This is a genomic window from Enterobacter sp. Tr-810, from assembly GCF_011752765.1.
Taxonomy (GTDB): domain Bacteria; phylum Pseudomonadota; class Gammaproteobacteria; order Enterobacterales; family Enterobacteriaceae; genus Enterobacter; species Enterobacter soli.
Genome location: NZ_VWWW01000009.1, coordinates 70,645 through 93,976, shown reverse-complemented (window position 1 = coordinate 93,976; position 23,332 = coordinate 70,645). Strand labels below are relative to the sequence as shown.

General features: G+C 55.4%; 14 protein-coding genes. 11 read left to right on the top strand and 3 right to left on the bottom strand.

All coding sequences use genetic code 11. From position 1 onward, the window contains the following. Window positions 1-60: 60 nt before the first annotated feature. A complete protein-coding gene (gene yhgN, locus F3J30_RS20680; RefSeq protein WP_014833576.1) occupies window positions 61-654 on the bottom strand; it encodes an NAAT family transporter YhgN in 594 nt (197 codons plus the stop codon). Between the two features lie 177 nt (window positions 655-831). Between yhgN and asd the strand changes: the two genes are divergently transcribed. The 6 genes from asd to glgP all read left to right on the top strand — a co-directional run bounded on the left by asd (window position 832) and on the right by glgP (window position 11,538). Further along, window positions 832-1,935 (top strand): aspartate-semialdehyde dehydrogenase, encoded by a 1,104-nt coding sequence (gene asd, locus F3J30_RS20675; protein WP_014072142.1) that lies wholly within the window; start codon window positions 832-834, stop codon window positions 1,933-1,935. 234 nt (window positions 1,936-2,169) lie between these two features. Then, window positions 2,170-4,356: a 1,4-alpha-glucan branching enzyme gene (gene glgB / locus F3J30_RS20670; RefSeq protein WP_166718394.1), complete on the top strand. Its 2,187-nt coding sequence runs from the start codon at window positions 2,170-2,172 to the stop codon at window positions 4,354-4,356. Further along, window positions 4,353-6,326, top strand: coding sequence for a glycogen debranching protein GlgX (gene glgX, locus F3J30_RS20665; protein ID WP_166718393.1), 1,974 nt, complete (start codon window positions 4,353-4,355; stop codon window positions 6,324-6,326). The genes glgB and glgX overlap by 4 nt, the downstream gene beginning before the upstream one ends. A 17-nt stretch (window positions 6,327-6,343) precedes the next feature. After that, a complete protein-coding gene (gene glgC / locus F3J30_RS20660) occupies window positions 6,344-7,639 on the top strand; it encodes a glucose-1-phosphate adenylyltransferase (protein ID WP_166718392.1) in 1,296 nt (431 codons plus the stop codon). Beyond that, the gene (gene glgA / locus F3J30_RS20655; RefSeq protein WP_014072138.1) at window positions 7,639-9,072 is read left to right on the top strand and encodes a glycogen synthase GlgA; all 1,434 of its coding nucleotides are present in this window, start codon (window positions 7,639-7,641) and stop codon (window positions 9,070-9,072) included. The genes glgC and glgA overlap by 1 nt, the downstream gene beginning before the upstream one ends. Window positions 9,073-9,090: 18 nt before the next feature. Then, the gene (gene glgP, locus F3J30_RS20650) at window positions 9,091-11,538 is read left to right on the top strand and encodes a glycogen phosphorylase (protein WP_166718391.1); all 2,448 of its coding nucleotides are present in this window, start codon (window positions 9,091-9,093) and stop codon (window positions 11,536-11,538) included. Between the two features lie 91 nt (window positions 11,539-11,629). Here the strand turns inward: glgP and glpD are convergent, their stop codons facing one another. Continuing rightward, on the bottom strand, window positions 11,630-13,138 hold the full coding sequence (glpD, locus tag F3J30_RS20645) for a glycerol-3-phosphate dehydrogenase (RefSeq protein ID WP_014072136.1): 1,509 nt from the start codon (window positions 13,136-13,138) through the stop codon (window positions 11,630-11,632). 250 nt (window positions 13,139-13,388) lie between these two features. Here glpD and glpE point away from each other — a divergent pair, with 250 nt between their 5' ends. From glpE to F3J30_RS20630, 3 genes are read left to right on the top strand one after another with little or no spacing between them, the layout of a single operon-like run. Then, window positions 13,389-13,721 (top strand): thiosulfate sulfurtransferase GlpE, encoded by a 333-nt coding sequence (gene glpE / locus F3J30_RS20640; RefSeq protein ID WP_014072135.1) that lies wholly within the window; start codon window positions 13,389-13,391, stop codon window positions 13,719-13,721. Between the two features lie 52 nt (window positions 13,722-13,773). Further along, window positions 13,774-14,604, top strand: a complete 831-nt coding sequence (glpG, locus tag F3J30_RS20635) for a rhomboid family intramembrane serine protease GlpG (RefSeq protein WP_166718390.1) — start codon at window positions 13,774-13,776, stop codon at window positions 14,602-14,604. A 16-nt stretch (window positions 14,605-14,620) separates the two neighbouring features. Continuing rightward, entirely contained in the window at window positions 14,621-15,379 is a 759-nt protein-coding gene (locus tag F3J30_RS20630; RefSeq protein WP_008503060.1) for a DeoR/GlpR family transcriptional regulator, read from the top strand. A 152-nt stretch (window positions 15,380-15,531) separates the two neighbouring features. Here the strand turns inward: F3J30_RS20630 and malT are convergent, their stop codons facing one another. Continuing rightward, window positions 15,532-18,237 (bottom strand): HTH-type transcriptional regulator MalT, encoded by a 2,706-nt coding sequence (gene malT / locus F3J30_RS20625; RefSeq protein ID WP_166718389.1) that lies wholly within the window; start codon window positions 18,235-18,237, stop codon window positions 15,532-15,534. A 583-nt stretch (window positions 18,238-18,820) separates the two neighbouring features. On the opposite strand from malT, the gene malP reads away from it, so the two are divergent. Together malP and malQ are read left to right on the top strand one after the other, a co-directional pair. Next, complete coding sequence (malP, locus tag F3J30_RS20620; protein ID WP_014072127.1) at window positions 18,821-21,214, top strand: maltodextrin phosphorylase; 2,394 nt, start codon at window positions 18,821-18,823, stop codon at window positions 21,212-21,214. A gap of 9 nt (window positions 21,215-21,223) precedes the next feature. After that, window positions 21,224-23,308: a 4-alpha-glucanotransferase gene (malQ, locus tag F3J30_RS20615; protein WP_166718388.1), complete on the top strand. Its 2,085-nt coding sequence runs from the start codon at window positions 21,224-21,226 to the stop codon at window positions 23,306-23,308. Window positions 23,309-23,332 lie beyond the last annotated feature (24 nt).

The window sequence follows — 23,332 nt, the reverse complement described above, 5'->3', positions numbered from 1 at the left end:
CACGGGGAGAGGGTGTAAACATCAAAAAGGCAACGTTCGTTGCCTTTTGCTTTTACCTTGCTACCCCTTCATCCACGCTCGGATCCCGTCCAGGAACATCTGGGTCGCCATCATCACCAGAATCAGCCCCATCAAGCGCTCCAGCGCGTTTACCCCTTTCTCGCCCAGCAGACGCAAAAAAAGCGACGATTGCAGCAAAATAATAAACGTCCCGCCCCAGGCAATCAGCAGGGCAATCACCAGGTGGCTCATCTGGTTCGGGTATTGATGCGACAGCAGCATCAGCGTCGCCAGAATCGTCGGCCCGGCGACCAGAGGGATCGCCAGCGGCACGATAAACGGCTCTTCACCCGCAGGCAGCCCGCTGCTGCCCCCTTCCGCGCTCGGGAAAATCATCTTAATGGCGATCAGGAACAGGATAATCCCGCCGGAAATAGAGACCGTTTCTGCGCGTAAATTCAGGAACGCGAGGATTTTTTCGCCCGCGAAAAGGAAGATAAACATCACCAGCAACGCAATCAGAAGCTCGCGGATCATAATTGCCCGGCGGCGCTTCGGTTCGGTGTGTTTAAGCACTGACATGAAGATAGGTAAGTTTCCGAGTGGATCCATAATCAGGATCAATAAAACCGCTGCGGAAATGATTTCACTCATCGTAAGTTATCCCTGATACTTTTTATGGTCATTCTGATAATTAGCTGCTTTTCTGATTGCCGGGCAATCATCGATTAATTTCGCTTGCGACTTTGGCAGCATTTTGTAATGTGAAGCATATCCCAGTTGAATACTGGTTTGCACAAACAGCACACACCTCTCCAGGAAAAAAATGCTATGAAAAACGTTGGTTTTATCGGTTGGCGCGGTATGGTCGGCTCTGTACTCATGCAACGCATGGTTGAAGAGCGCGATTTCGACGCTATCCGCCCGGTCTTCTTCTCCACTTCCCAGCTCGGCCAGGCTGCACCGTCCTTTGGTGGTACCACAGGCACGTTGCAGGATGCTTACGATCTGGAAGCACTGAAGGCACTCGACATTATTGTCACGTGCCAGGGCGGCGATTATACCAACGAAATCTATCCAAAGCTGCGTGAAAGCGGCTGGCAGGGCTACTGGATTGACGCGGCCTCTTCGCTGCGCATGAAAGACGATGCCATCATCATTCTCGACCCGGTTAACCAGGACGTGATCACCGACGGCCTGAACAACGGCGTGAAAACCTTTGTCGGCGGTAACTGCACCGTCAGCCTGATGCTGATGTCTCTGGGCGGCCTGTTCGCGCAGGATCTGGTTGAGTGGGTTTCTGTTGCTACCTATCAGGCGGCTTCCGGCGGCGGCGCGCGCCATATGCGCGAACTGCTGACCCAGATGGGCCAGCTGCACCAGAGCGTTGCCAGTGAACTGGCAAACCCGGCGTCTGCGATTCTCGATATCGAGCGTAAAGTGACTCAACTGACCCGCAGTGGCGAGCTGCCGGTGGATAACTTTGGCGTACCACTGGCCGGTGGTCTGATCCCATGGATCGACAAACAGCTGGATAACGGCCAGACCCGCGAAGAGTGGAAAGGCCAGGCCGAGACCAACAAAATCCTCGCGACCGCGAACACCATTCCGGTTGACGGTCTGTGCGTGCGTATCGGCGCGCTGCGCTGCCACAGCCAGGCCTTCACCATTAAACTGAAAAAAGATGTGTCTATTCCGACTGTGGAAGAACTGCTGGCTGCACACAACCCGTGGGCGAAAGTGGTGCCGAACGATCGTGATATCACCATGCGTGAACTGACCCCGGCGGCAGTCACCGGTACGCTGACCACTCCGGTTGGTCGTCTGCGTAAACTGAACATGGGGCCGGAATTCTTGTCCGCGTTCACCGTGGGTGACCAGCTGCTGTGGGGCGCCGCCGAGCCGCTGCGCAGAATGCTTCGCCAGCTGGCGTAATAATTTGTTAAATCTCAGGGGTGCATTGTCACCCCTTTTTTTGCGTACTACATGGAGTAAACGCGTATGTCTTATTTTTTATCAGGAGTCATTTAGAGCGTTGGCTATGCTTTAAGGGAGAGTCTTTCTTACCTGAGGGTAGGACGAAGCAGAGAGGAGCTTCGTTCAGGTCACATTAAAAATCGCACCCGGGCGCTTAAAAAGGGGCGATTACTAAAAAACAGGATGAATACCATGTCTGATCGTGTGGATAGAGACGTGATTAATGCGCTTATTGCGGGTCATTTTGCCGACCCTTTTTCCATTCTGGGAATGCACCGCACAGACGCCGGGCTGGAAGTCCGCGCACTGTTACCGGACGCCACAGAAGTGTGGGTCATTGAACCTAAAACCGGGCGTAAAGTGGGCAATCTGGAATGCCTTGATTCACGCGGCTTTTTTTCGGGTGTAATGCCTCGTCGTAAAAACCCTTTCCGTTATCAACTCGCCGTTATCTGGCACGGCCAGCAGAATCTTATTGATGATCCTTACAGCTTTGGTCCTCTTTTACAGGAGATGGACGCATGGCTGCTGTCTGAAGGGACCCATTTGCGCCCTTACGAAACGCTGGGGGCACATGCAGACACGATGGATGGCATCACGGGAACCCGTTTTTCCGTGTGGGCGCCGAACGCCCGGCGCGTGTCCGTCGTCGGCCAGTTCAACTACTGGGACGGCCGCCGTCATCCGATGCGTCTGCGCCGTGAAACCGGCATCTGGGAGCTGTTTATCCCCGGCGCGCACAACGGCCAGCTCTATAAATTCGAGATGATTGACGCGCACGGAAAGCTGCGCATTAAAGCCGACCCGTACGCCTTCGAAGCGCAGATGCGCCCGGACACGGCATCGCTGATTTGCGGTCTGCCGGAAAAAGTTACCCAGAGCGAGGAGCGCAAGCAGGCGAACCGCTTTGATGCGCCTATTTCCGTGTATGAAGTGCATCTTGGATCATGGCGTCGCCACACCGATAACAATTTCTGGCTTAGCTACCGCGAACTGGCCGATCAGCTGGTGCCGTACGCCAAATGGATGGGCTTTACCCATCTGGAGCTTTTGCCGGTTAACGAACATCCTTTCGACGGCAGTTGGGGTTATCAACCCACCGGGCTGTATGCGCCAACACGCCGCTTCGGCACACGCGATGACTTCCGCTATTTCATCAGCGCCGCACACGCGGCCGGGCTGAACGTCATTCTCGACTGGGTGCCTGGCCATTTCCCGTCGGATGATTTTGGTCTGGCTGAATTTGATGGCACCCCTCTGTATGAGCACAGCGACCCGCGCGAAGGGTATCACCAGGACTGGAACACGCTGATCTACAACTACGGCCGCCGTGAAGTCACGAACTATCTGGTGGGTAATGCCCTGTACTGGATCGAACGTTTTGGTATTGATGCCCTGCGTGTCGATGCGGTGGCATCGATGATCTATCGCGACTACAGCCGTAAAGAAGGGGAGTGGATCCCTAACGAATTTGGCGGACGCGAAAATCTGGAAGCCATTCAGTTCCTGCGCAGCACCAACCGCATTATTGGTGAGCAGGTTGAGGGCGCCGTCACGATGGCGGAAGAGTCGACCGACTTCGCGGGCGTATCTCGCCCTGCGTCAATGGGCGGCCTGGGCTTCTGGTACAAGTGGAACCTGGGCTGGATGCACGACACGCTCGACTACATGAAGCTCGATCCGGTTCATCGCCAGTATCACCACGATAAACTCACTTTCGGGATGCTCTACAACTACACCGAAAACTTCATGCTGCCGCTGTCGCACGACGAAGTGGTGCATGGCAAAAAATCCATCCTCGACCGGATGCCTGGCGACGCATGGCAGAAGTTTGCCAACCTGCGCGCCTACTACGGCTGGCTGTTTGCCTTCCCGGGCAAAAAACTGCTGTTTATGGGCAACGAGTTTGCTCAGGGGCGCGAGTGGAACCACGACGGGAGTCTTGACTGGCATCTGCTCGAAGGCGGCGACAACTGGCACCACGGCGTTCAGCGCCTGGTTCGCGACCTGAACCTGACCTATCGCCATCATAAAGCCCTGCACGAACTCGACTTCGAAGCATACGGTTTTGAGTGGCTGGTGGTGGACGATAACGAACGTTCGGTGCTGGCCTTTGTCCGTCGCGATAAAGCAGGTAACGAAATCATCGTCGTCAGCAACTTTACCCCTGTTCCTCGTCAACATTACCGCTTCGGCATTAATCAGGCCGGTAAATGGCGCGAAATACTGAACACTGATTCCATGCACTACCACGGCAGTAACGTGGGTAACGGCGGGCTGGTGCAAAGTGATGCGATGGAAAGCCACGGACGCCCGAATTCACTGAGCCTGACGTTGCCGCCGCTGAGCACAATCTGGCTGGTTCGGGAGGGTGAATGACGCAACTCACGGCAGGTAGACCCGAACCGCTCGGGGCGAGTTTTGACGGAAAGGGTGTGAACTTCACCCTCTTTTCCGCTCATGCGGAGCGGGTGGAACTGTGTGTGTTTGACGGAGAAGGCAACGAGCATCGCTATGACCTGCCCGTACGCACAGGGGATACCTGGCATGGCTACCTGGCCGGAGGACGGCCAGGAATGCACTATGGTTTTCGCGTTCATGGCCCGTGGGAGCCGGGGCAAGGCCACTGGTTTAACCCGGCGAAGCTGTTGCTCGACCCTTGCGCGCACCGCGTAGAAGGCGATCTGATTGACGACCCGGTTTTACACGTTGGCTACGGCGAACCCGACCACCGTGACAGCGCGCCCGTTGCGCCAAAAAGCGTGGTAGTCAACGAGCTCTACGACTGGGAAGGTGACGAACCGCCGCGCACGCCGTGGGGCAACACCGTGATTTACGAGGCGCACGTCAAGGGGCTGACGTATCTGCACCCGTCGATCCCCAAAGAGATCCGCGGCACCTATAAGGCGCTCGCGCATCCGGTGATGATTGCTTACCTGAAGCATCTGGGGATCACCGCGCTGGAGCTGTTGCCTGTAGCGCATTTCGCCAGCGAACCGCGTCTGCAACGGCTGGGGCTGAGCAACTACTGGGGTTACAACCCGCTGGCGATGTTTGCGCTTGAGCCGCGCTATGCGGTGCATCCGGATAAGGCGCGGGATGAATTCCGCGATGCGGTAAAGGCGCTGCATGAGGCGGGCATTGAGGTCATTCTGGATGTGGTGCTGAACCACACTGCTGAAAGCGATCTTGATGGCCCCACGCTCTCCCTGCGCGGAATTGATAACCGTAGCTATTATTGGATCAGGGAAGATGGCGATTACCACAACTGGACCGGTTGCGGTAACACGCTCAATCTCAGCCATCCGGCTGTGACCCACTATGCGTATGAATGCCTGAGGTATTGGGTTGAAACGTTCCATGTTGACGGCTTCCGTTTCGATTTGGCCTCAGTAATGGGGCGGACGCTGGCATTCAGCCAACAGGCGCCGCTGTTTGAGGCGATAAAAAACTGCCCGGTGCTCTCACAGGTCAAACTGATTGCGGAGCCGTGGGACATTGGCGAAGGCGGCTATCAGGTGGGGAATTTCCCGCCGTTATTTGCCGAGTGGAACGATCATTACCGTGATGCCACGCGCCGCTTCTGGCTGGAACGAAGCGTGTCGCTGGGCGAATTTGCCGGACGCTTTGCGGCGTCCAGCGATCTGTTTAAACGCGATGGAAAAAAACCTTCTGCCACCGTCAACCTGGTGACGGCGCATGACGGTTTCACTCTGCGCGACTGCGTTTGTTTCAATCAGAAACACAATGAGGCAAACGGCGAAGAGAATCGCGATGGCACTAACAATAACCATAGCTTTAATCATGGTATAGAAGGGTTAGGCGGCAGTCAGGACATCATTGAGCGACGTCGCGCCAGCATCCATGCGCTGCTGACAACGCTGTTGCTGTCGCAAGGCACGCCGATGCTGCTGGCCGGTGATGAACATGGTCACAGCCAGCATGGCAACAACAATGCCTATTGCCAGGATAACAACCTCACCTGGCTGGAATGGGAACAGGCGAACAGCGGGCTGGTGCACTTTACGGCGGCACTGATCCATCTTCGCCAGACCATCCCCGCGCTGACGGCAAATCAGTGGTGGGAAGAGGGCGATGGCAATGTTGTCTGGTTAAACAAAGAGGCACAGCCGCTGAGCGCGCAAGAGTGGCAAAGCGGTGCGCCATGCCTGCAAATCCTGCTTTCGGAGCGCTGGCTTATCACGTTAAACGCCACGCAAGACGTGGTTAATTTTGTATTACCTGATGGGGCGTGGCACGCCATTCCCCCTTTTGCCGGAGAGGATAATCCGGTCGTAATGGCAGTCTGGCATGGGCCTGCGCACGGAGTGTGCGTGTTCCAGAGATGATAAAAAAGGAGTTAGTCATGGTTAGATTAGAGAAGAACGATCCCTTAATGTTGGCACGCCAGCTACCATTAAAAACAGTTGCCCTGATACTGGCTGGTGGCCGCGGTACCCGTCTTAAAGATTTGACCATCAAACGCGCCAAACCGGCCGTTCACTTTGGTGGTAAGTTCCGTATCATCGACTTCGCATTGTCCAACTGCCTTAACTCCGGCATTCGCCGAATTGGCGTCATTACTCAGTACCAGTCGCACACTCTGGTTCAGCATATTCAGCGTGGCTGGTCATTCTTCAGTGAAGAGATGAACGAGTTTGTCGATTTGCTTCCTGCTCAGCAGCGCGTTCACGGTGAAAACTGGTATCGCGGCACGGCGGATGCGGTAACGCAAAACCTCGACATTATTCGTCGCTACAGCGCGGAATACATCGTGATCCTCGCTGGAGACCATATCTACAAACAAGACTACTCCCACATGCTGATCGACCACGTCGAAAAAGGGGCACGTTGCACCGTGGCGTGTCTGCCTGTGCCCGTTGCTGAGGCGACGGCGTTTGGCGTCATGGATGTGGATGAAGACGACAAGATTATCGACTTTGTCGAAAAACCGGCGAATCCGCCGACCATGCCGAACGACCCAACCAAATCGCTCGCCAGTATGGGGATCTATGTCTTTGATGCAGGTTATCTTTATGAGTTGCTCGAAGAGGACGATAAAGACGAAAACTCAAGCCATGACTTTGGTAAAGACATCATCCCGAAAATCACCAAAGCTGGCATGGCTTATGCACATCCATTCCCATTGTCCTGCGTCCAGTCTGACCCGAATTCGGAGCCGTACTGGCGCGATGTAGGAACGCTGGAAGCATACTGGAAAGCGAACCTGGATCTGGCATCGGTGACGCCTGAGCTGGATATGTACGACCAGAACTGGCCAATTCGTACCCATATGGAATCCCTGCCACCGGCGAAATTCGTTCAGGATCGCTCCGGCAGCCACGGCATGACGCTGAACTCGCTGGTTTCCGGCGGGTGCATTATCTCCGGCTCTGTGGTGGTGCAGTCCGTGTTGTTCCCGCGTGTGCGCGTGAACTCTTTCTGTAATATCGACTCGGCAGTATTACTGCCAGATGTCTGGGTAGGGCGCTCATGCCGTTTGCGCCGTTGCGTTATCGACCGCGCTTGCGTTATCCCTGAAGGCATGGTGATTGGCGAGAATGCGGAAGAAGATGCGCGTCGCTTCTACCGTTCAGAAGAAGGGATCGTGTTGGTAACACGGGAAATGCTGCGGAAATTGCACGTCAAACAGGAGCGCTAATGCAGGTCTTACATGTATGTTCAGAGATGTTCCCGTTATTAAAGACGGGCGGTCTGGCGGATGTTATTGGTGCTCTACCCGCGGCGCAAATTGCCGGTGGTGTGGATGCCCGGGTCCTGTTACCCGCTTTTCCTGACATCCGGCGAGGTATTCCTGATGCTCAGGTCGTGACCCGCCGTGAAACCTTCGCCGGGCGCATCACGCTACTGTTTGGACATTACAATGGTGTGGGAATTTACCTGATTGACGCACCGCATTTATACGACAGACCAGGGAGTCCGTACCACGACACCAATCTGTTTGCTTACCCGGACAACGTGCAGCGCTTTGCGCTGCTCGGCTGGGTGGGGGCGGAGATGGCGATCGGGTTAGATCCTTTCTGGCGCCCGGATGTGGTTCACGCGCACGACTGGCACGCGGGGCTTGCTCCCGCGTACCTCGCCGCGATGGGCCACCCGGCCAAATCGGTCTTTACGGTGCACAATCTGGCGTATCAGGGCATGTATTACGCCCATCATATGAATGACATCGGGCTGCCATGGTCGTTCTATAACATGCACGGGCTGGAATTTGGCGGACAAATTTCCTTCCTGAAAGCGGGGCTGTACTACGCCGATCATATTACGGCGGTCAGCCCAACCTATGCCCGCGAAATCACCGAGGCTGAGTTTGGCTATGGTCTGGAAGGGCTGTTGCGCCAGCGTCATCGTGAAGGACGTTTGTCGGGGATTTTGAACGGCGTTGACGAGAAAATCTGGAGCCCGGAAACCGACCTTCTACTGGCGTCTCGCTATGATCGCGATTCCGTAGAAGACAAAGCGGAAAACAAACGTCAGCTGCAAATCGCAATGGGGCTGAAGGTGAATGACAAAGTGCCGTTGTTCGCCGTGGTCAGCCGCCTGACCAGCCAGAAAGGGTTGGATCTGGTGCTGGAAGCGTTACCGGGATTACTGGAGCAAGGCGGCCAACTGGCGCTGCTGGGTGCAGGCGATCCGGTATTGCAGGAAGGTTTCCTCGCCGCGGCGGCGGAACACCCGGGCCAGGTAGGCGTGCAAATCGGTTATCACGAGGCGTTTTCGCACCGCATTATGGGCGGCGCGGACGTCATTCTGGTACCGAGCCGTTTCGAACCTTGCGGCCTGACTCAGCTCTACGGCCTGAAGTACGGCACCTTACCGCTGGTGCGACGCACGGGCGGGCTGGCCGATACGGTGTCCGATAGTTCTCTGGAAAACCTGGCGGACGGAATTGCCAGCGGGTTTGTTTTTGAAGACAGTAATGCCTGGTCGCTTTTAAGGGCGATTCGGCGTGCTTTCGTTTTGTGGTCCCGTCCTTCTTTATGGCGTTACGTTCAACGCCAGGCGATGGCCATGGATTTTAGTTGGCACGTTGCGGCGCAGTCATACCGCGATCTCTATCAACGCTTGATGTAACGAGGCGGAGTCACAGATATGAATGCACCTTTTAGCTACTCTTCACCGACACTCAGCGTCGAGGCGTTAAAGCACTCCATCGCCTATAAGCTGATGTTCACCATTGGGAAAGATCCGGTCATTGCCAACAAGCACGAGTGGCTGAACGCCACGCTGTTCGCGGTGCGTGACCGTCTGGTAGAACGCTGGCTGCGCTCCAACCGCGCCCAGCTCTCACAAGAAACGCGTCAGGTTTACTACCTGTCGATGGAGTTTTTGATTGGCCGCACCCTTTCCAACGCACTGTTGTCGCTCGGTATTTATGACGACGTCAAAAATGCACTGGAAGAGATGGGGCTGGATTTAGAAGAGCTGATTGACGAAGAAAACGACCCAGGGCTTGGTAACGGTGGCCTGGGGCGCCTGGCGGCGTGCTTCCTGGACTCGCTGGCAACGCTGGCGCTGCCGGGGCGAGGCTACGGCATTCGCTATGACTACGGCATGTTCAAACAGAACATCGTTGACGGACGGCAGAAAGAGTCCCCGGATTACTGGCTGGAATACGGCAACCCGTGGGAGTTCAAGCGTCACAACACCCGCTATAAAGTGCGCTTTGGCGGACGCATTCAGCAGGAAGGTAAAAAATCCCGCTGGGTTGAAACCGAAGAGATCCTGGCCGTGGCCTATGACCAGATTATTCCGGGCTACGACACCGACGCCACCAACACGCTGCGCCTGTGGAGCGCGCAGGCCAGTAGTGAAATCAACCTCGGTAAATTTAACCAGGGCGACTACTTTGCGGCGGTGGAGGATAAAAACCACTCCGAGAACGTGTCCCGTGTCCTTTACCCGGATGACTCAACCTACTCCGGGCGCGAGCTGCGTCTGCGTCAGGAGTATTTCCTGGTCTCCTCGACGGTTCAGGACATCCTGAGCCGTCACTACCAGCTGCACAAAACGTACAACAACCTGGCCGAAAAAACCGCCATCCACCTGAACGACACCCACCCGGTGCTGTCGATCCCTGAGCTGATGCGTCTGCTGATTGACGAACATAAGTTCAGCTGGGATGACGCGTTTGAAGTCACCTGTCAGGTGTTCTCTTACACCAACCACACGCTGATGAGCGAAGCGCTGGAAACCTGGCCGGTGGACATGCTGGGTAAGATCCTGCCGCGTCACTTGCAGATTATCTTTGAGATCAACGACTACTTCCTGAAAACCCTTCAGGAGCAGTACCCGAATGATACTGGCCTGCTGAGCCGTGCATCGATAATCGATGAGTCAAACGGTCGTCGCGTACGTATGGCCTGGCTGGCGGTGGTGATAAGCCATAAGGTGAACGGTGTGTCTGAGCTGCACTCGAACCTGATGGTGCAGTCGCTGTTTGCTGACTTTGCGAAAATCTTCCCGACACGTTTCTGCAACGTGACCAACGGCGTCACGCCGCGCCGCTGGCTGGCGCTGGCGAACCAGCCGTTGTCTGAGGTGCTGGACACGAATATCGGCCGCACATGGCGTACCGATTTGGGGCAGTTGAGCGAGCTTGAACAGCACATTGATTTCCCGACGGTGAACAAAGCCGTACGTGAAGCCAAGCTGTTGAACAAAAAACGCTTGTCGGTGTGGCTTGCGCTACACCTGAATGTGGTCGCCAACCCGAAAGCGCTGTTCGACGTGCAGATCAAACGTATCCACGAGTACAAGCGCCAACTGATGAACGTGCTGCATGTGATTACGCACTACAACCGCATCAAGGCCGACCCGACAGCTGAGTGGGTTCCGCGCGTGAAGATTTTTGCCGGTAAGGCGGCTTCCGCTTACTACATGGCGAAACACATTATTCACCTCATCAACGATGTGGCGAAGGTGGTGAACCACGACCCGGATATTGGCGATAAGCTGAAGGTGGTGTTCATCCCGAACTACAGCGTGAGCCTGGCCCAGCTGATTATTCCGGCGGCGGATCTCTCCGAGCAGATTTCCACGGCAGGGACGGAAGCCTCCGGGACCAGTAACATGAAGTTTGCCCTGAATGGCGCGTTGACCATCGGCACGCTGGACGGTGCAAACGTCGAAATGCTCGAACACGTGGGCGCGGATAACATCTTTATCTTCGGTAATACGACGGAAGAGGTGGAGGAGCTGCGTAAGAAGGGTTACAAACCGCGTGAATATTACGAGCAGGACGAAGAGTTACGCCAGGTTCTGACGCAAATCGCGACTGGTTTGTTTAACCCGGAAGAGCCGAGCCGCTACCGTGACCTTGTGGATTCGCTGATCAACTTTGGCGATCACTACCAGGTGCTGGCGGATTACCGCAGCTATGTGGATTGCCAGGACAGGGTGGATGAGCTGTATCGTCAGCAAGAGAAGTGGACCAGTGCCGCGATGTATAACATCGCCAATATGGGTTACTTCTCGTCAGACAGGACCATCAAAGAGTATGCCGATTCGATTTGGCATATTGATCCGGTGAGATTGTAAAAAGCAAAACGGCAACTTCGGTTGCCGTTTTTATTTTTTGCACCCTCTCCCTGTGGGAGAGGGCTGGGGTGAGGGCATCAGGCCGCACCTGTTACGACGCTAACGACAGCTCACGCTTTCCCGCATGTTGCAGCAGCCACTGCGCCACGCGAGACTGCTGCTCTGCATTCAGCCACATCCCTTCTTTGGTGCGACGCCAGATTGCATCGTCCAGACGGCGAACCCATTCGTGCTCAACCAGATAGCGTAGCTCGGCTTCGTACAGCTCGTGCCCGAAATGTTCGCCCAGATCTGCAAGCTCTTTCGCCTCGCCCAGGATCCACTCGGTGTTGCTGCCGTAAGTACGGGCAAAGTGACGCGCCATCGATTCGGTGATGAACGGGTAGCGACGACGCAGTTTCGCCGCAAAGTCATCGCGATTGCCGTCAATATCACCGCCAGGCAATACCGCGCCTTTCGTCCACGCCGGGCCAATGCCTTTGTAGTACGGCACCAGTTTTTCCAGCGCGTGCTCGGCCAGCTTGCGGTAGGTGGTGAGCTTGCCGCCGAACACCGACAGCAGCGGAGCCTGACCGTCTACATCATGGATATCGAGCGTATAGTCGCGGGTGATGGCCTGCGGAGAATCTGACTCGTCATCGCACAGCGGACGCACGCCGGAGTATGTCCAGACGATATCGTTGCGTGCCAGCTGTTTCTTAAAGTGCGCGTTATAGACCTTCAGCAGGTAGTTGATCTCGCTTTCGTCGATTTCGACATTTTTCGGATCGCCTTTGTACTCTACGTCGGTGGTGCCGATGATGGAGAACTCGTCCATCCACGGGATCACAAACACAATGCGTTTATCTTCGTTTTGCAGGATATAAGCCTGTTTCTGGGCATGAACGCGAGGCACGACGATATGGCTGCCTTTGATCAGGCGGATGCCGTACGGGGAACGTAAATGCATTCCTTCGTCGAAGAACTGTTTCACCCATGGGCCGGTAGCGTTAACCAGGCCGCGGGCTTTCCAGCTGAATTTTTCGCCGGTATCCACGTCTTCGGCTTCGACAATCCACAGGCCGTTTTCACGGCGGGCAGACGTCGCACGGGTGCGGGTTTTCACCTCGCCACCTTTTTTCACCACCATCTGTGCGTTCGCCAGCACAAGACGCGCATCATCCACCCAACAGTCAGAATATTCGAATCCGCGCACGATTTCTGGCTTAAGGACCGATTCTGAGCCAAAACGCAAACCGCTCGAACCTGGCAGGCTGGTGCGTTTCCCCAGGTGATCGTACATAAACAGACCAATTCGAATCATCCATGCCGGGCGAAGATGCGGACGATGAGGGAGACGGAAACGCATCGGGATAGCCAGGTGCGGAGCCATTTTCAGCAACACTTCGCGTTCGGCCAGTGCTTCACTGACCAGGCGGAATTCGTAGTGTTCCAGGTAGCGCAGGCCACCGTGGATCAGTTTGGAGCTGGCGGACGATGTTGCACACGCGAGATCGTTAGCTTCCAGCATCAGTACGGATAAACCGCGTCCTGCGGCATCGACCGCAATACCGGCACCGTTGATGCCACCGCCTATCACAATCAGATCTTTGGTTTCCATGTCACCCTCACACACTTTCGTTAAAGCTCAGAAATGTTCGATATCGCTCATAATAGCAAACGAACGCGCTTTTGGTAACATCAAAAAAACAATTTAGAGTGATATGGATAACATAATGGCGTTTACCCGCCGCCAGGACGTACACTACGGGGTAAAATAGTGCGACTGACCTTTCTCCCTCTCCCCGCGGGAGAAGGCCGGGGTGAGGGCATCAGCGCGCACCCAACCTGAACAACCGAAAGAGAGCACCATGGATCACTTTGAATGTATTAACGTAGAAGAAGCCCATCAGAAGATGCACCAGGGAACGGCGGTGCTGGTGGATATCCGTGATCCACAGAGTTTTGCAATGGGCCACACGCCAGGCGCGTTCCATCTGACCAATGACACGCTGGGTGCGTTTATGCGCGATAACGACTTTGAAACGCCAGTGATGGTCATGTGCTACCACGGCAACAGCAGCAAAGGTGCCGCGCAGTATCTGCTCCAGCAGGGTTACGACGCGGTGTATAGTGTTGATGGTGGTTTCGATGCCTGGCATCGCCATTTCCCGGCAGAAGTTGAGCACGCGTTTGGCGGCTAAAACCATTCGCTCTATACTGTCCCCTTTTGTGTGGAAATAAGCGACTGTTGCAATGCTGATGATTACCTCTTTTACCAACCCGCGCGTTGCCCAGGCGTTTGTCGATTACATGGCGACGCAGGGCGTTATCCTGACCATTCAGCAACATACGCAAACGGATGTCTGGCTGGCAGACGAAAGCCAGGCTGAACGCGTAAATGCCGAACTGGCGCGCTTTCTTGAGAACCCTGGCGATCCGCGCTACCTGGCCGCCAGCTGGCAATCCGGCCAGACCGGCAGCGGGTTGCACTATCGTCGCTTTCCTTTTCTGGCTACCGTGCGCGAGCGCGCAGGGCCATTTACCCTGCTGCTGATGGCCGCCTGTATTCTGGTGTTCATCATCATGAATGTGGTGGGCGACCAGAGTGTGATGATAGCCCTCGCATGGCCGTACGATCCCTCTCTGGAGTTTGACGTCTGGCGCTACTTCACCCATGCGCTGATGCACTTCTCCGTGATGCATATCCTCTTTAACCTGCTGTGGTGGTGGTATCTCGGCGGCGCAGTGGAGAAGCGGCTTGGCAGCGGAAAACTGATAGTCATCACCCTGATTAGCGCCTTGTTAAGCGGGTATGTGCAGCACAAATTTAGCGGCCCGTGGTTTGGCGGATTATCGGGCGTGGTTTATGCGCTGATGGGGTACGTCTGGCTCCGGGGTGAGCGTGACCCACAAAGCGGCATCTATCTGCAACGCGGTTTAATAACCTTTGCGTTAATATGGCTTATTGCCGGATGGTTTGATCTGTTTGGCATGTCTATCGCTAACGGCGCTCACGTTACCGGGCTGGCCGTTGGGCTGGCGATGGCTTTTGCCGACACGCTCCATGCGCGCAAACGAACATAATTTCCAGGGATATTTCATGAAACAAACACAACGTCATGACGCCATTATCGAACTGGTTAAAAAACAGGGATACGTTAGCACTGAGGAGCTGGTAGAGCAGTTTGCCGTCAGCCCCCAGACCATTCGCCGCGACCTGAACGACCTTGCCGATCAAAACCGTATTCTGCGCCACCACGGTGGGGCGGCGTTACCGTCCAGCTCCGTCAACACCTCGTGGCATGACCGTAAAGCGACGCAAACGGCAGAGAAAGAGCGTATTGCCCGTAAAGTCGCGAGCCAGATCCCGAATGGGGCTACGCTGTTTATTGATATTGGCACCACGCCTGAAGCGGTCGCGCACGCGCTGCTGGATCACGAAAACCTGCGCGTGGTGACCAACAACCTGAACGTGGCCAACACGCTGATGCAGAAAGACGATTTCCGCATTATCCTGGCAGGCGGTGAGCTGCGCAGCCGCGACGGTGGGATCATTGGTGAAGCGACGCTCGATTTTATCTCTCAGTTCCGCCTCGACTTCGGCATTCTGGGGATCAGCGGTATCGACAGCGACGGCTCGCTGCTGGAGTTTGATTACCACGAAGTGCGCACCAAGCGTGCGATCATTGAAAACTCCCGCCACGTGATGCTGGTGGTGGACCATTCTAAATTTGGCCGTAACGCGATGGTGAACATGGGCAGCATCAGCATGGTGGATGCGGTGTACACCGACGTTATGCCGCCGGCGGGTGTGATGCAGGTGATTAAGGATAATAATTTGCAGCTGGAACTGTGCTGAGAAGCTTCTCTCCCTCTCCCTGTGGGAGAGGGTCGGGGTGAGGGCATCAGGCCAAGGTAAATTCAAAAAGGCAGCGCAAGTTGCCTTTTTTAATGTTTTCTCCCTCTCCCTGTGGGAGAGGGCTGGGGTGAGGGCATCAGGTCGCACAAAACCTAAACACCATACCCCATCATCTTCAACAGCTGCTGCGCATGTTGCACCGCATCCTGACGATGCGCGACACCCAGCTTCTGATACAGATTTCGGATATGCGTTTTGATGGTGGTTGCCGCCACGGCCAGTTCACCGGCAATCTGCTCATTGCTGTAGCCTGAATAAATCAGCCCAAGCACCTGCCATTCACGCTGGGTGAGCGGGCTGGTGCGAATAAGCTCCGGCACTTCCGGATGATTCAGCAGACGTTCAACAAAGTTCTCATCAAAGTGCGCAAACTTGTGGCGATGGTGCTGGTTAATTTCACGCAGAATGCGCTGGGCGCGATGCTGATCCAGCTCCGGCAGCGTATTCAGCTGAATGAGCTGGCGCAACTGCTGCGCCATCACTTCACCTTCAATCACAAAGTGGCTGATAAAGCCGGTACGGTTGGCAAGCTGTAACGCTTCCAGCAGCACACGCTGCGCATCGTTTTTACGCCCTGCCTGCCAGTAAAGCTGGTTCAGCAACAGCAGGTTGCGGTTCAGGTCACTCATCAGACGCAGGCTGCGCGCGTTCTCGTTCAACTCTTCCAGGACTATCTCGGCAGGTTCAAACTCGCCGAGCAGGATCTGCACACGGGCAATATTGCGCCACTGGCTTTGCAGGAAGTGGTTATTGGCGAATTCCGGTTTTGGCGTCTGACGAAGCCAGTTGGCGGCGGATTTTTTGTCGCCGGTCATCTGCCAGTAAATCACCCGTACCTTATCGGCGTTCGATACCCAGTCGCTGTGATACTGACCGTTACCGAGCAGGTTCTCCAGGCGGTTAAGGTGGTTGCGGGCGTTATCCAGATCCCCGCGTGCCAGCGAGCACTGCACCAGCAACGCCAGACACTGCAATTGTTGTTGCGGCTGGAAGCTGGAGAGAACATCCACGCCCTGACGGGCAGAGCTTTCTGCCTCATCCAGGCGCGACCACGCCCACAGAAGCTGGGCGCGAATACGCAACAGGAACTCATGCATCGGCAGCTGTTCCAGATGCTGATCGCGAATGAGCTGGAAGGCTTTTTCCTGATTTTCCCAGGCAGCTTGCAGGAAACCCTGAGCAAACAGTATTTCGCTTTGCTGAATCAGGCTCCACAACGCGTAATGCCAGACATCGTGGCGACGCGCCATCTGTTCGGTTTGCTGCATCAGTGATAGCGAACGGGTGAGATCGCCTTTGCAGTGCAGCACTTCACCGTGTACCGATGTGGCCACGATACGGCTGTAGAAGTTTGCCAGCGGCAGCTCGTCGAGTGCCACCATTGCCAGGCGTTCAGCTTCGTCAGGATCGCCATCGTTGATCGCCACCTGTGCACGCAGCGCGTTGAACTCGCCGTGCAGGGTGGTATCCATGTCGCTTTCCATCTCCTGCTCGGCGCGTGCCAGCAGGGTGTTCACTTCGCTGTAGCGGTGCTGGCTCTGCATCAGCCAGGCTTGCAGTAACACCAGGCGCGGATTTTCCAGCAGGCTTTCCCACGGCAGCGCCTTCAGGGACTCTTCCAGCAGCGTCAGTTCGCTGTGGTTAAACAGCCCCCACGCATGATTGAGCAGAATATCGCGCAGCATACTGGCATCACCAGCGGCAAGCGCGTGATGGATGGCTTCGCTTGGGAAACCTTGTGCCATCCAGCTTTCAGCGGCGGCGCGGTGGATTTCCGGCAGTTCGACGGCAAGCTCCCACTGGCAACGCTGACGCAGGAAGCTGCCAAACAGCGGGTGATAGCTGAACCACTCGCCGGGGTCGTCCATGCGGGTCAGGAACAGGCCCTGGCGTTCAATCTCTTCAAGCTGAAGCTGGCCGTTCTCGCTGCCGGTGACGCGCACAATCAACGCGTCGTTCATGGAGCGGAGCAGGGAGCTTTTCAGCAGGAAATTACGGGTAGCGGGATCGACGCTATCCAGCACCTCATCCACCAGATAATCCGACAGATGGCTGGCGTTGATACCTGCCAGACGGCGTGCAGACTGATGTGTCGGGCTGTTGTTCTGGCGTGCTGATAAGGCGATCAGCTGTAGCGCGGTCGCCCAGCCAGCCACGTCATCACACAGGCGGCTGCTTTCAGACGCCTCAATCGGCGACGTCAGACGGCAGTCGAAGAATTGTTTGGCTTCCTGGTGGGTAAAGGCGAGCTGTTGGCTGCCAACTTCCAGTAATTGGTCACGCACGCGCAGGTTGGCAATGCCCAGCTGCGGCAGGTTGCGAGATAGTACCACCAGGGTCAGGTTTTCCGGCTGATGGCGCAGGAAGAAGCGCATCGACTCGTGAATAACCGGGTTGGTAATCAGATGGTAATCATCAATCACCACATACAGCGAACGATGCCATTCGGCCAGTTCGATAAATAGCTGTGAGAAAAGGGAGGACAGGCTGGCGTACTGGCGCTTTTGCACCATCACTTCGCTGGTGACGCAGTGCCCGTTGGTCGCCTGCTGAATAGCGGCAATCAAATAGCTGGCAAAACGCTCCTGCTGATTATCGCCCTCATCAAGGGAGTACCAGCCAAGATCGTTTTTTCCTGCGGCCCATTGCGAAATGAGCGTTGTTTTTCCATAGCCTGCCGGGCTCGTAACCAGCGCCAGTCGGAAATTATGCGCGCCGGAAAGTTTAGCCAACAGACGTTCGCGGACCACCGTATGGTCGAGACGAACCGGGCGACTTAATTTAGACGGAATCAACATAGTTTTCACTTCACTGTGGGAACGAGGAATTTTATTTTTTTTGCGCTTCGTAATTAATAGATATAAGGTCGGCCAGAAAGGGAATTATTGCAAGTTATGTCTGGGTTTTGTGCCTCTGAATTTGCACTCTGTCACAAAACATTCCAGTAATGAGGGAACTTTCTCAAAAAGGCTTACATGCCGCGTGGCTGCTGGATTTTATGCATTTAGTGCGAATAAACTGAAACTGGTTTCAGAAAGGTATAGTGACGTCAGAGTTAATAAAGTTTCGGTAAAGTTGAGCAAGCTAAATAGTGTTCTTAGATATTCCCTAATTGCAGAAATATTATTCTACGTAAGTAATCATTTCTGCGTGGATTAATTTCTTACGAAACTGCATTTCATTTTTTTGACACCCTTCCAGGTTATCTTTTCTCCATCCAGGCACACTGCGGCTATGCTCACTAAGTGGCCTTGATCACACTTTTATGCTCATCCCCACTACTCCTCCCTGTCTAATCCCCTACAGGATGAGGAAGAGGTGAAATGAGCCTGGCACACTAGCGCCAACATGTTTTTTCTCTCTACAGGATGCCGATTCCCTATGTCACAGCCTACCTTCAACAAAGCTCAATTCCAGGCTGCCCTGACGCGTCAGTGGCAGCGTTTTGGCCTTCATGCTGCAAACGACATGACGCCTCACCAGTGGTGGCAGGCAGTGAGCGGTGCGCTCGCAGAGCAACTGGATGCTCAACCGGTGGCGAAGCCCGTTAAAGGCCAGCGTCACGTGAACTACATTTCGATGGAATTCCTGATTGGCCGTCTGACCGGCAACAACCTGCTGAACCTTGGCTGGTATCAGGACGTGGGCGATGTCCTGAAAGAGCACGACATCAACCTCACCGACCTGCTGGAAGAAGAGATCGACCCTGCGCTGGGTAACGGTGGTCTTGGACGTCTGGCGGCCTGTTTCCTGGATTCCATGGCAACCGTGGGCCAGTCGGCGATTGGTTATGGCCTGAACTATCAATACGGTCTGTTCCGCCAGTCTTTTGCGGATGGTCATCAGATGGAAGCGCCGGACGACTGGCATCGCAACACTTACCCGTGGTTCCGCCACAATGCGCAGCTGGATGTACAGGTCGGCATTGGCGGCAAGGTGTCGAAACAAGGCCTCTGGGAGCCAGCGTTCACCATTACGGGTGAAGCCTGGGATCTGCCGGTGCTTGGCTACCGTAACGGCGTGGCGCAGCCACTGCGTTTGTGGCAGGCGAAGCACGCGCATCCATTTAACCTCACCAAATTCAACGATGGCGATTTCCTGCGGGCCGAGCAGCAGGGGATCGACGCCGAAAAACTGACAAAAGTTCTCTACCCGAACGACAATCATCTGGCGGGTAAAAAACTGCGTCTGATGCAGCAGTACTTCCAGTGCGCCTGCTCCGTGGCCGATATTCTGCGCCGTCACCATCTGGCGGGTCGCAAGCTGGCACAACTGCCAGACTTCGAAGTGATCCAGTTGAACGACACGCACCCGACGATTGCTATCCCGGAACTGCTGCGCGTGCTGATCGACGAGCATCAGCTGAGCTGGGATGACGCCTGGGCGATTACCAGCCGTACCTTCGCTTACACCAACCACACCCTGATGCCAGAAGCACTGGAGTGCTGGGATGAGAAGCTGGTGAAAGCACTGCTGCCGCGTCATATGCAGCTAATCAACAAGATTAACGACAACTTTAAAGTGCTGGTGAAAAAGACCTGGCCGGGTGACAAAGAGGTTTGGGCGAAGCTGGCAGTGGTTCACGACAAACAGGTCCGCATGGCAAACATGTGCGTGGTGAGCGGCTTTGCGGTAAACGGCGTTGCCGCGCTGCACTCCGATCTGGTGGTGAAAGATCTGTTCCCGGAATATCACCAGCTGTGGCCGACCAAGTTCCACAACGTGACGAACGGCATCACGCCGCGTCGCTGGATCAAACAGTGCAACCCGCTGCTGGCAGGGCTGCTGGATAAAACCCTGAAAAAAGAGTGGGCCAACGATCTGGACCAGCTCATCAATCTGGAAAAATACGCCGACGACGCGAAATTCCGCGAGCAGTACCGCGCCATCAAACAGGAGAACAAAGTTCGCCTGGCGGCGTTTGTGAAAATGCGCACCGGGATTGAGATCAACCCGAATGCTATTTTCGACATCCAGATTAAACGCCTTCACGAATACAAACGTCAGCACCTGAACCTGCTGCACATTCTGGCACTGTACAAAGAGATCCGTGAAAACCCGAAAGCCGATCGTGTTCCACGCGTGTTCTTGTTCGGCGCGAAAGCCGCGCCGGGCTACTACCTGGCGAAAAACATCATTCTGGCCATCAACAAGGTTGCTGAAGCCATCAACAACGATCCGAAAGTGGGCGACAAGCTGAAAGTGGTGTTCCTGCCGGATTACTGTGTCTCTGCGGCTGAAATGCTGATCCCGGCGGCGGATATCTCTGAGCAGATCTCCACAGCAGGTAAAGAAGCGTCCGGTACTGGCAACATGAAGCTGGCGCTCAATGGCGCGCTGACTGTCGGTACGCTGGACGGTGCAAACGTCGAAATTGCCGAAAAAGTGGGTGAAGAGAACATCTTTATCTTCGGCAACACCGTTGAGCAGGTGAAAGCCATTAAGGCCAAAGGCTACGATCCGGTGAAATGGCGTAAGAAAGACAAAGTGCTCGATGCGGTGTTGAAAGAGCTGGAGAGCGGTAAATACAGCGATGGCGACAAACATGCGTTTGACCAGATGCTGCACAGCATGGACAAACACGGTGGTGACCCGTATCTGGTGATGGCCGATTTCACGGCATATGTGGAAGCGCAAAAACAGGTCGACGTGCTGTATCGCGACCAGGAAGCCTGGACCCGTGCGTGCATTCTGAACACCGCCCGTTGTGGGATGTTCAGCTCTGACCGCTCAATCCGCGATTATCAGGCCCGTATCTGGCAGGCAAAACGTTAAGGAAGCGCAATGGATAGCAAACGTCTGGACAGTGCCGCGCAGGCGGCGGGGATCAGCCTCAGTTACATCAATGCTCACGGCAAACCGCAATCTATTGGTGCGGACACCAAAAGACGTCTGCTGGATGCCATGCACAAAACCAAAACCGACGCGAAAGCGTCGGTTGTCCCGGTGCCGAATGTAAAGGTCTTTACCGCAGGCAAAAAGATGCCGCTGGCGGTGGAAGGGCGCGGCGAGTTTAGCTGGCTGCTCACCACCGAAGAGGGGCATCAGCACAAAGGCCATGCCACTGGAGGCAAGGCTCTTAACCTTCCGGCGAAACTGCCGGAGGGCTACCACACATTAACGCTCACCCAGGACGACCAGCGTTTTCACTGTCGGGTGATCGTCGCGCCAAAACGCTGCTATGAGCCACAGGCGCTGCTGGAAGGCAAGAAACTGTGGGGAGCCTGCGTGCAGCTCTACACGCTGCGTTCCGACAGCAACTGGGGCATCGGTGATTTTGGCGATCTGAAAAAGATGCTGGCGGACGTGGGTGAACGTGGCGGCGCGTTTATCGGCCTCAACCCGATCCATGCCCTTTATCCGGCGAACCCGGAGAGCGCCAGCCCGTACAGCCCATCGTCTCGCCGCTGGCTGAACGTGATTTACATCGACGTTAACGCGCTGGATGATTTCAAAAATAGCAAAGAGGCGCAGGAGTGGTGGTCGCTGAGCACCACTCAGCAGGCACTGAAACAGGCGCGCAACGCTGACTGGGTGGATTACGCGACCGTCACCGCCCTGAAAATGGCGGCACTGCGTCTGGCGTGGAAAGGCTTTGCGAAGCGCGATGACGAACAAATGGCTGCTTTCCGTCAGTTTGTGACCCAGGAAGGTGAGAGCCTTTACTGGCAGGCGGCGTTTGATGCCTTACATGCTTATCAGGTAAAAGAAGACGAAATGCGCTGGGGCTGGCCGGTATGGCCGGAAGCGTACCAGACCGTCGACACGCCTGAAGTGAAAGCCTTTTGCAAAAAACAGGCTGATGAAGTGGATTTCTTCCTGTGGCTGCAATGGCTGGCGTACAGCCAGTTCGCGGCCTGCTGGCAGGTAAGCCAGGGCTACAAGATGCCTATCGGTCTCTACCGCGACCTGGCGGTAGGCGTGGCAGAGGGCGGGGCTGAAACCTGGTGTGACCGCGAACTTTACTGCCTGAAAGCCTCTGTGGGTGCACCACCGGATATTCTTGGCCCGCTTGGCCAGAACTGGGGATTGCCGCCGATGGATCCGCACGTGATGGCCGCGCGGGCTTACGAGCCGTTTATCGACCTGCTGCGCGCTAATATGCAGAACTGCGGTGCGCTGCGTATTGACCACGTGATGTCTGTGCTGCGTCTGTGGTGGATCCCGTATGGCGAAACGGCCGATCACGGGGCCTATGTTCAGTATCCGGTGGACGATCTGCTGTCGATCCTGGCGCTGGAGAGTAAACGTCATCAGTGCATGGTGATCGGCGAAGATCTGGGTACCGTGCCGGTTGAGATTGTCAGCAAGCTGCGTGATAGCGGCGTCTATTCCTACAAAGTGCTCTATTTTGAAAACGACCATGAGAAAACCTTCCGTGCGCCGAAAGCGTACCCGGAACAGTCAATGGCTGTCGCGACAACGCATGACCTTCCTACGCTGCGTGGTTATTGGGAAAGTGGTGATTTGACGCTCGGGAAAACGCTGGGTCTGTATCCGGATGAAGAGGTGTTACGCGGGCTGTATCAGGATCGTGAGCTGGCGAAACAGGGTCTGCTGGATGCATTGCACAAGCACGGTTGCCTGCCAAAACGGGCGGGGCATAAGGCTTCACTGATGGCGATGACGCCAACGCTTAACCGCGGGATGCAGCGTTATATTGCCGACAGCAACAGTGCTTTGCTGGGGTTGCAGCCGGAGGACTGGATAGACATGCCTGAGCCGGTGAACATTCCGGGCACCAGCTATCAGTACAAGAACTGGCGTCGTAAGTTGTCCGTATCGCTTGAGAAGATGTTTGCCGATGATGGGGTGAACAAGCTGATTAAGGATTTGGATAAGCGGCGAAAAACAGCTGCGAAGAAGTGAAAAAAACCCGCCAGTGGCGGGTTT

What these genes read in the sequence shown, in the direction of transcription:
- yhgN (WP_014833576.1), bottom strand. Translation starts at nt 654, where the DNA reads ATGAGTGAAATCATTTCCGCAGCGGTTTTATTGATCCTGATTATGGAT.
- asd (WP_014072142.1), top strand. Translation starts at nt 832, where the DNA reads ATGAAAAACGTTGGTTTTATCGGTTGGCGCGGTATGGTCGGCTCTGTA.
- glgB (WP_166718394.1), top strand. Translation starts at nt 2,170, where the DNA reads ATGTCTGATCGTGTGGATAGAGACGTGATTAATGCGCTTATTGCGGGT.
- glgX (WP_166718393.1), top strand. Translation starts at nt 4,353, where the DNA reads ATGACGCAACTCACGGCAGGTAGACCCGAACCGCTCGGGGCGAGTTTT.
- glgC (WP_166718392.1), top strand. Translation starts at nt 6,344, where the DNA reads ATGGTTAGATTAGAGAAGAACGATCCCTTAATGTTGGCACGCCAGCTA.
- glgA (WP_014072138.1), top strand. Translation starts at nt 7,639, where the DNA reads ATGCAGGTCTTACATGTATGTTCAGAGATGTTCCCGTTATTAAAGACG.
- glgP (WP_166718391.1), top strand. Translation starts at nt 9,091, where the DNA reads ATGAATGCACCTTTTAGCTACTCTTCACCGACACTCAGCGTCGAGGCG.
- glpD (WP_014072136.1), bottom strand. Translation starts at nt 13,138, where the DNA reads ATGGAAACCAAAGATCTGATTGTGATAGGCGGTGGCATCAACGGTGCC.
- glpE (WP_014072135.1), top strand. Translation starts at nt 13,389, where the DNA reads ATGGATCACTTTGAATGTATTAACGTAGAAGAAGCCCATCAGAAGATG.
- glpG (WP_166718390.1), top strand. Translation starts at nt 13,774, where the DNA reads ATGCTGATGATTACCTCTTTTACCAACCCGCGCGTTGCCCAGGCGTTT.
- F3J30_RS20630 (WP_008503060.1), top strand. Translation starts at nt 14,621, where the DNA reads ATGAAACAAACACAACGTCATGACGCCATTATCGAACTGGTTAAAAAA.
- malT (WP_166718389.1), bottom strand. Translation starts at nt 18,237, where the DNA reads ATGTTGATTCCGTCTAAATTAAGTCGCCCGGTTCGTCTCGACCATACG.
- malP (WP_014072127.1), top strand. Translation starts at nt 18,821, where the DNA reads ATGTCACAGCCTACCTTCAACAAAGCTCAATTCCAGGCTGCCCTGACG.
- malQ (WP_166718388.1), top strand. Translation starts at nt 21,224, where the DNA reads ATGGATAGCAAACGTCTGGACAGTGCCGCGCAGGCGGCGGGGATCAGC.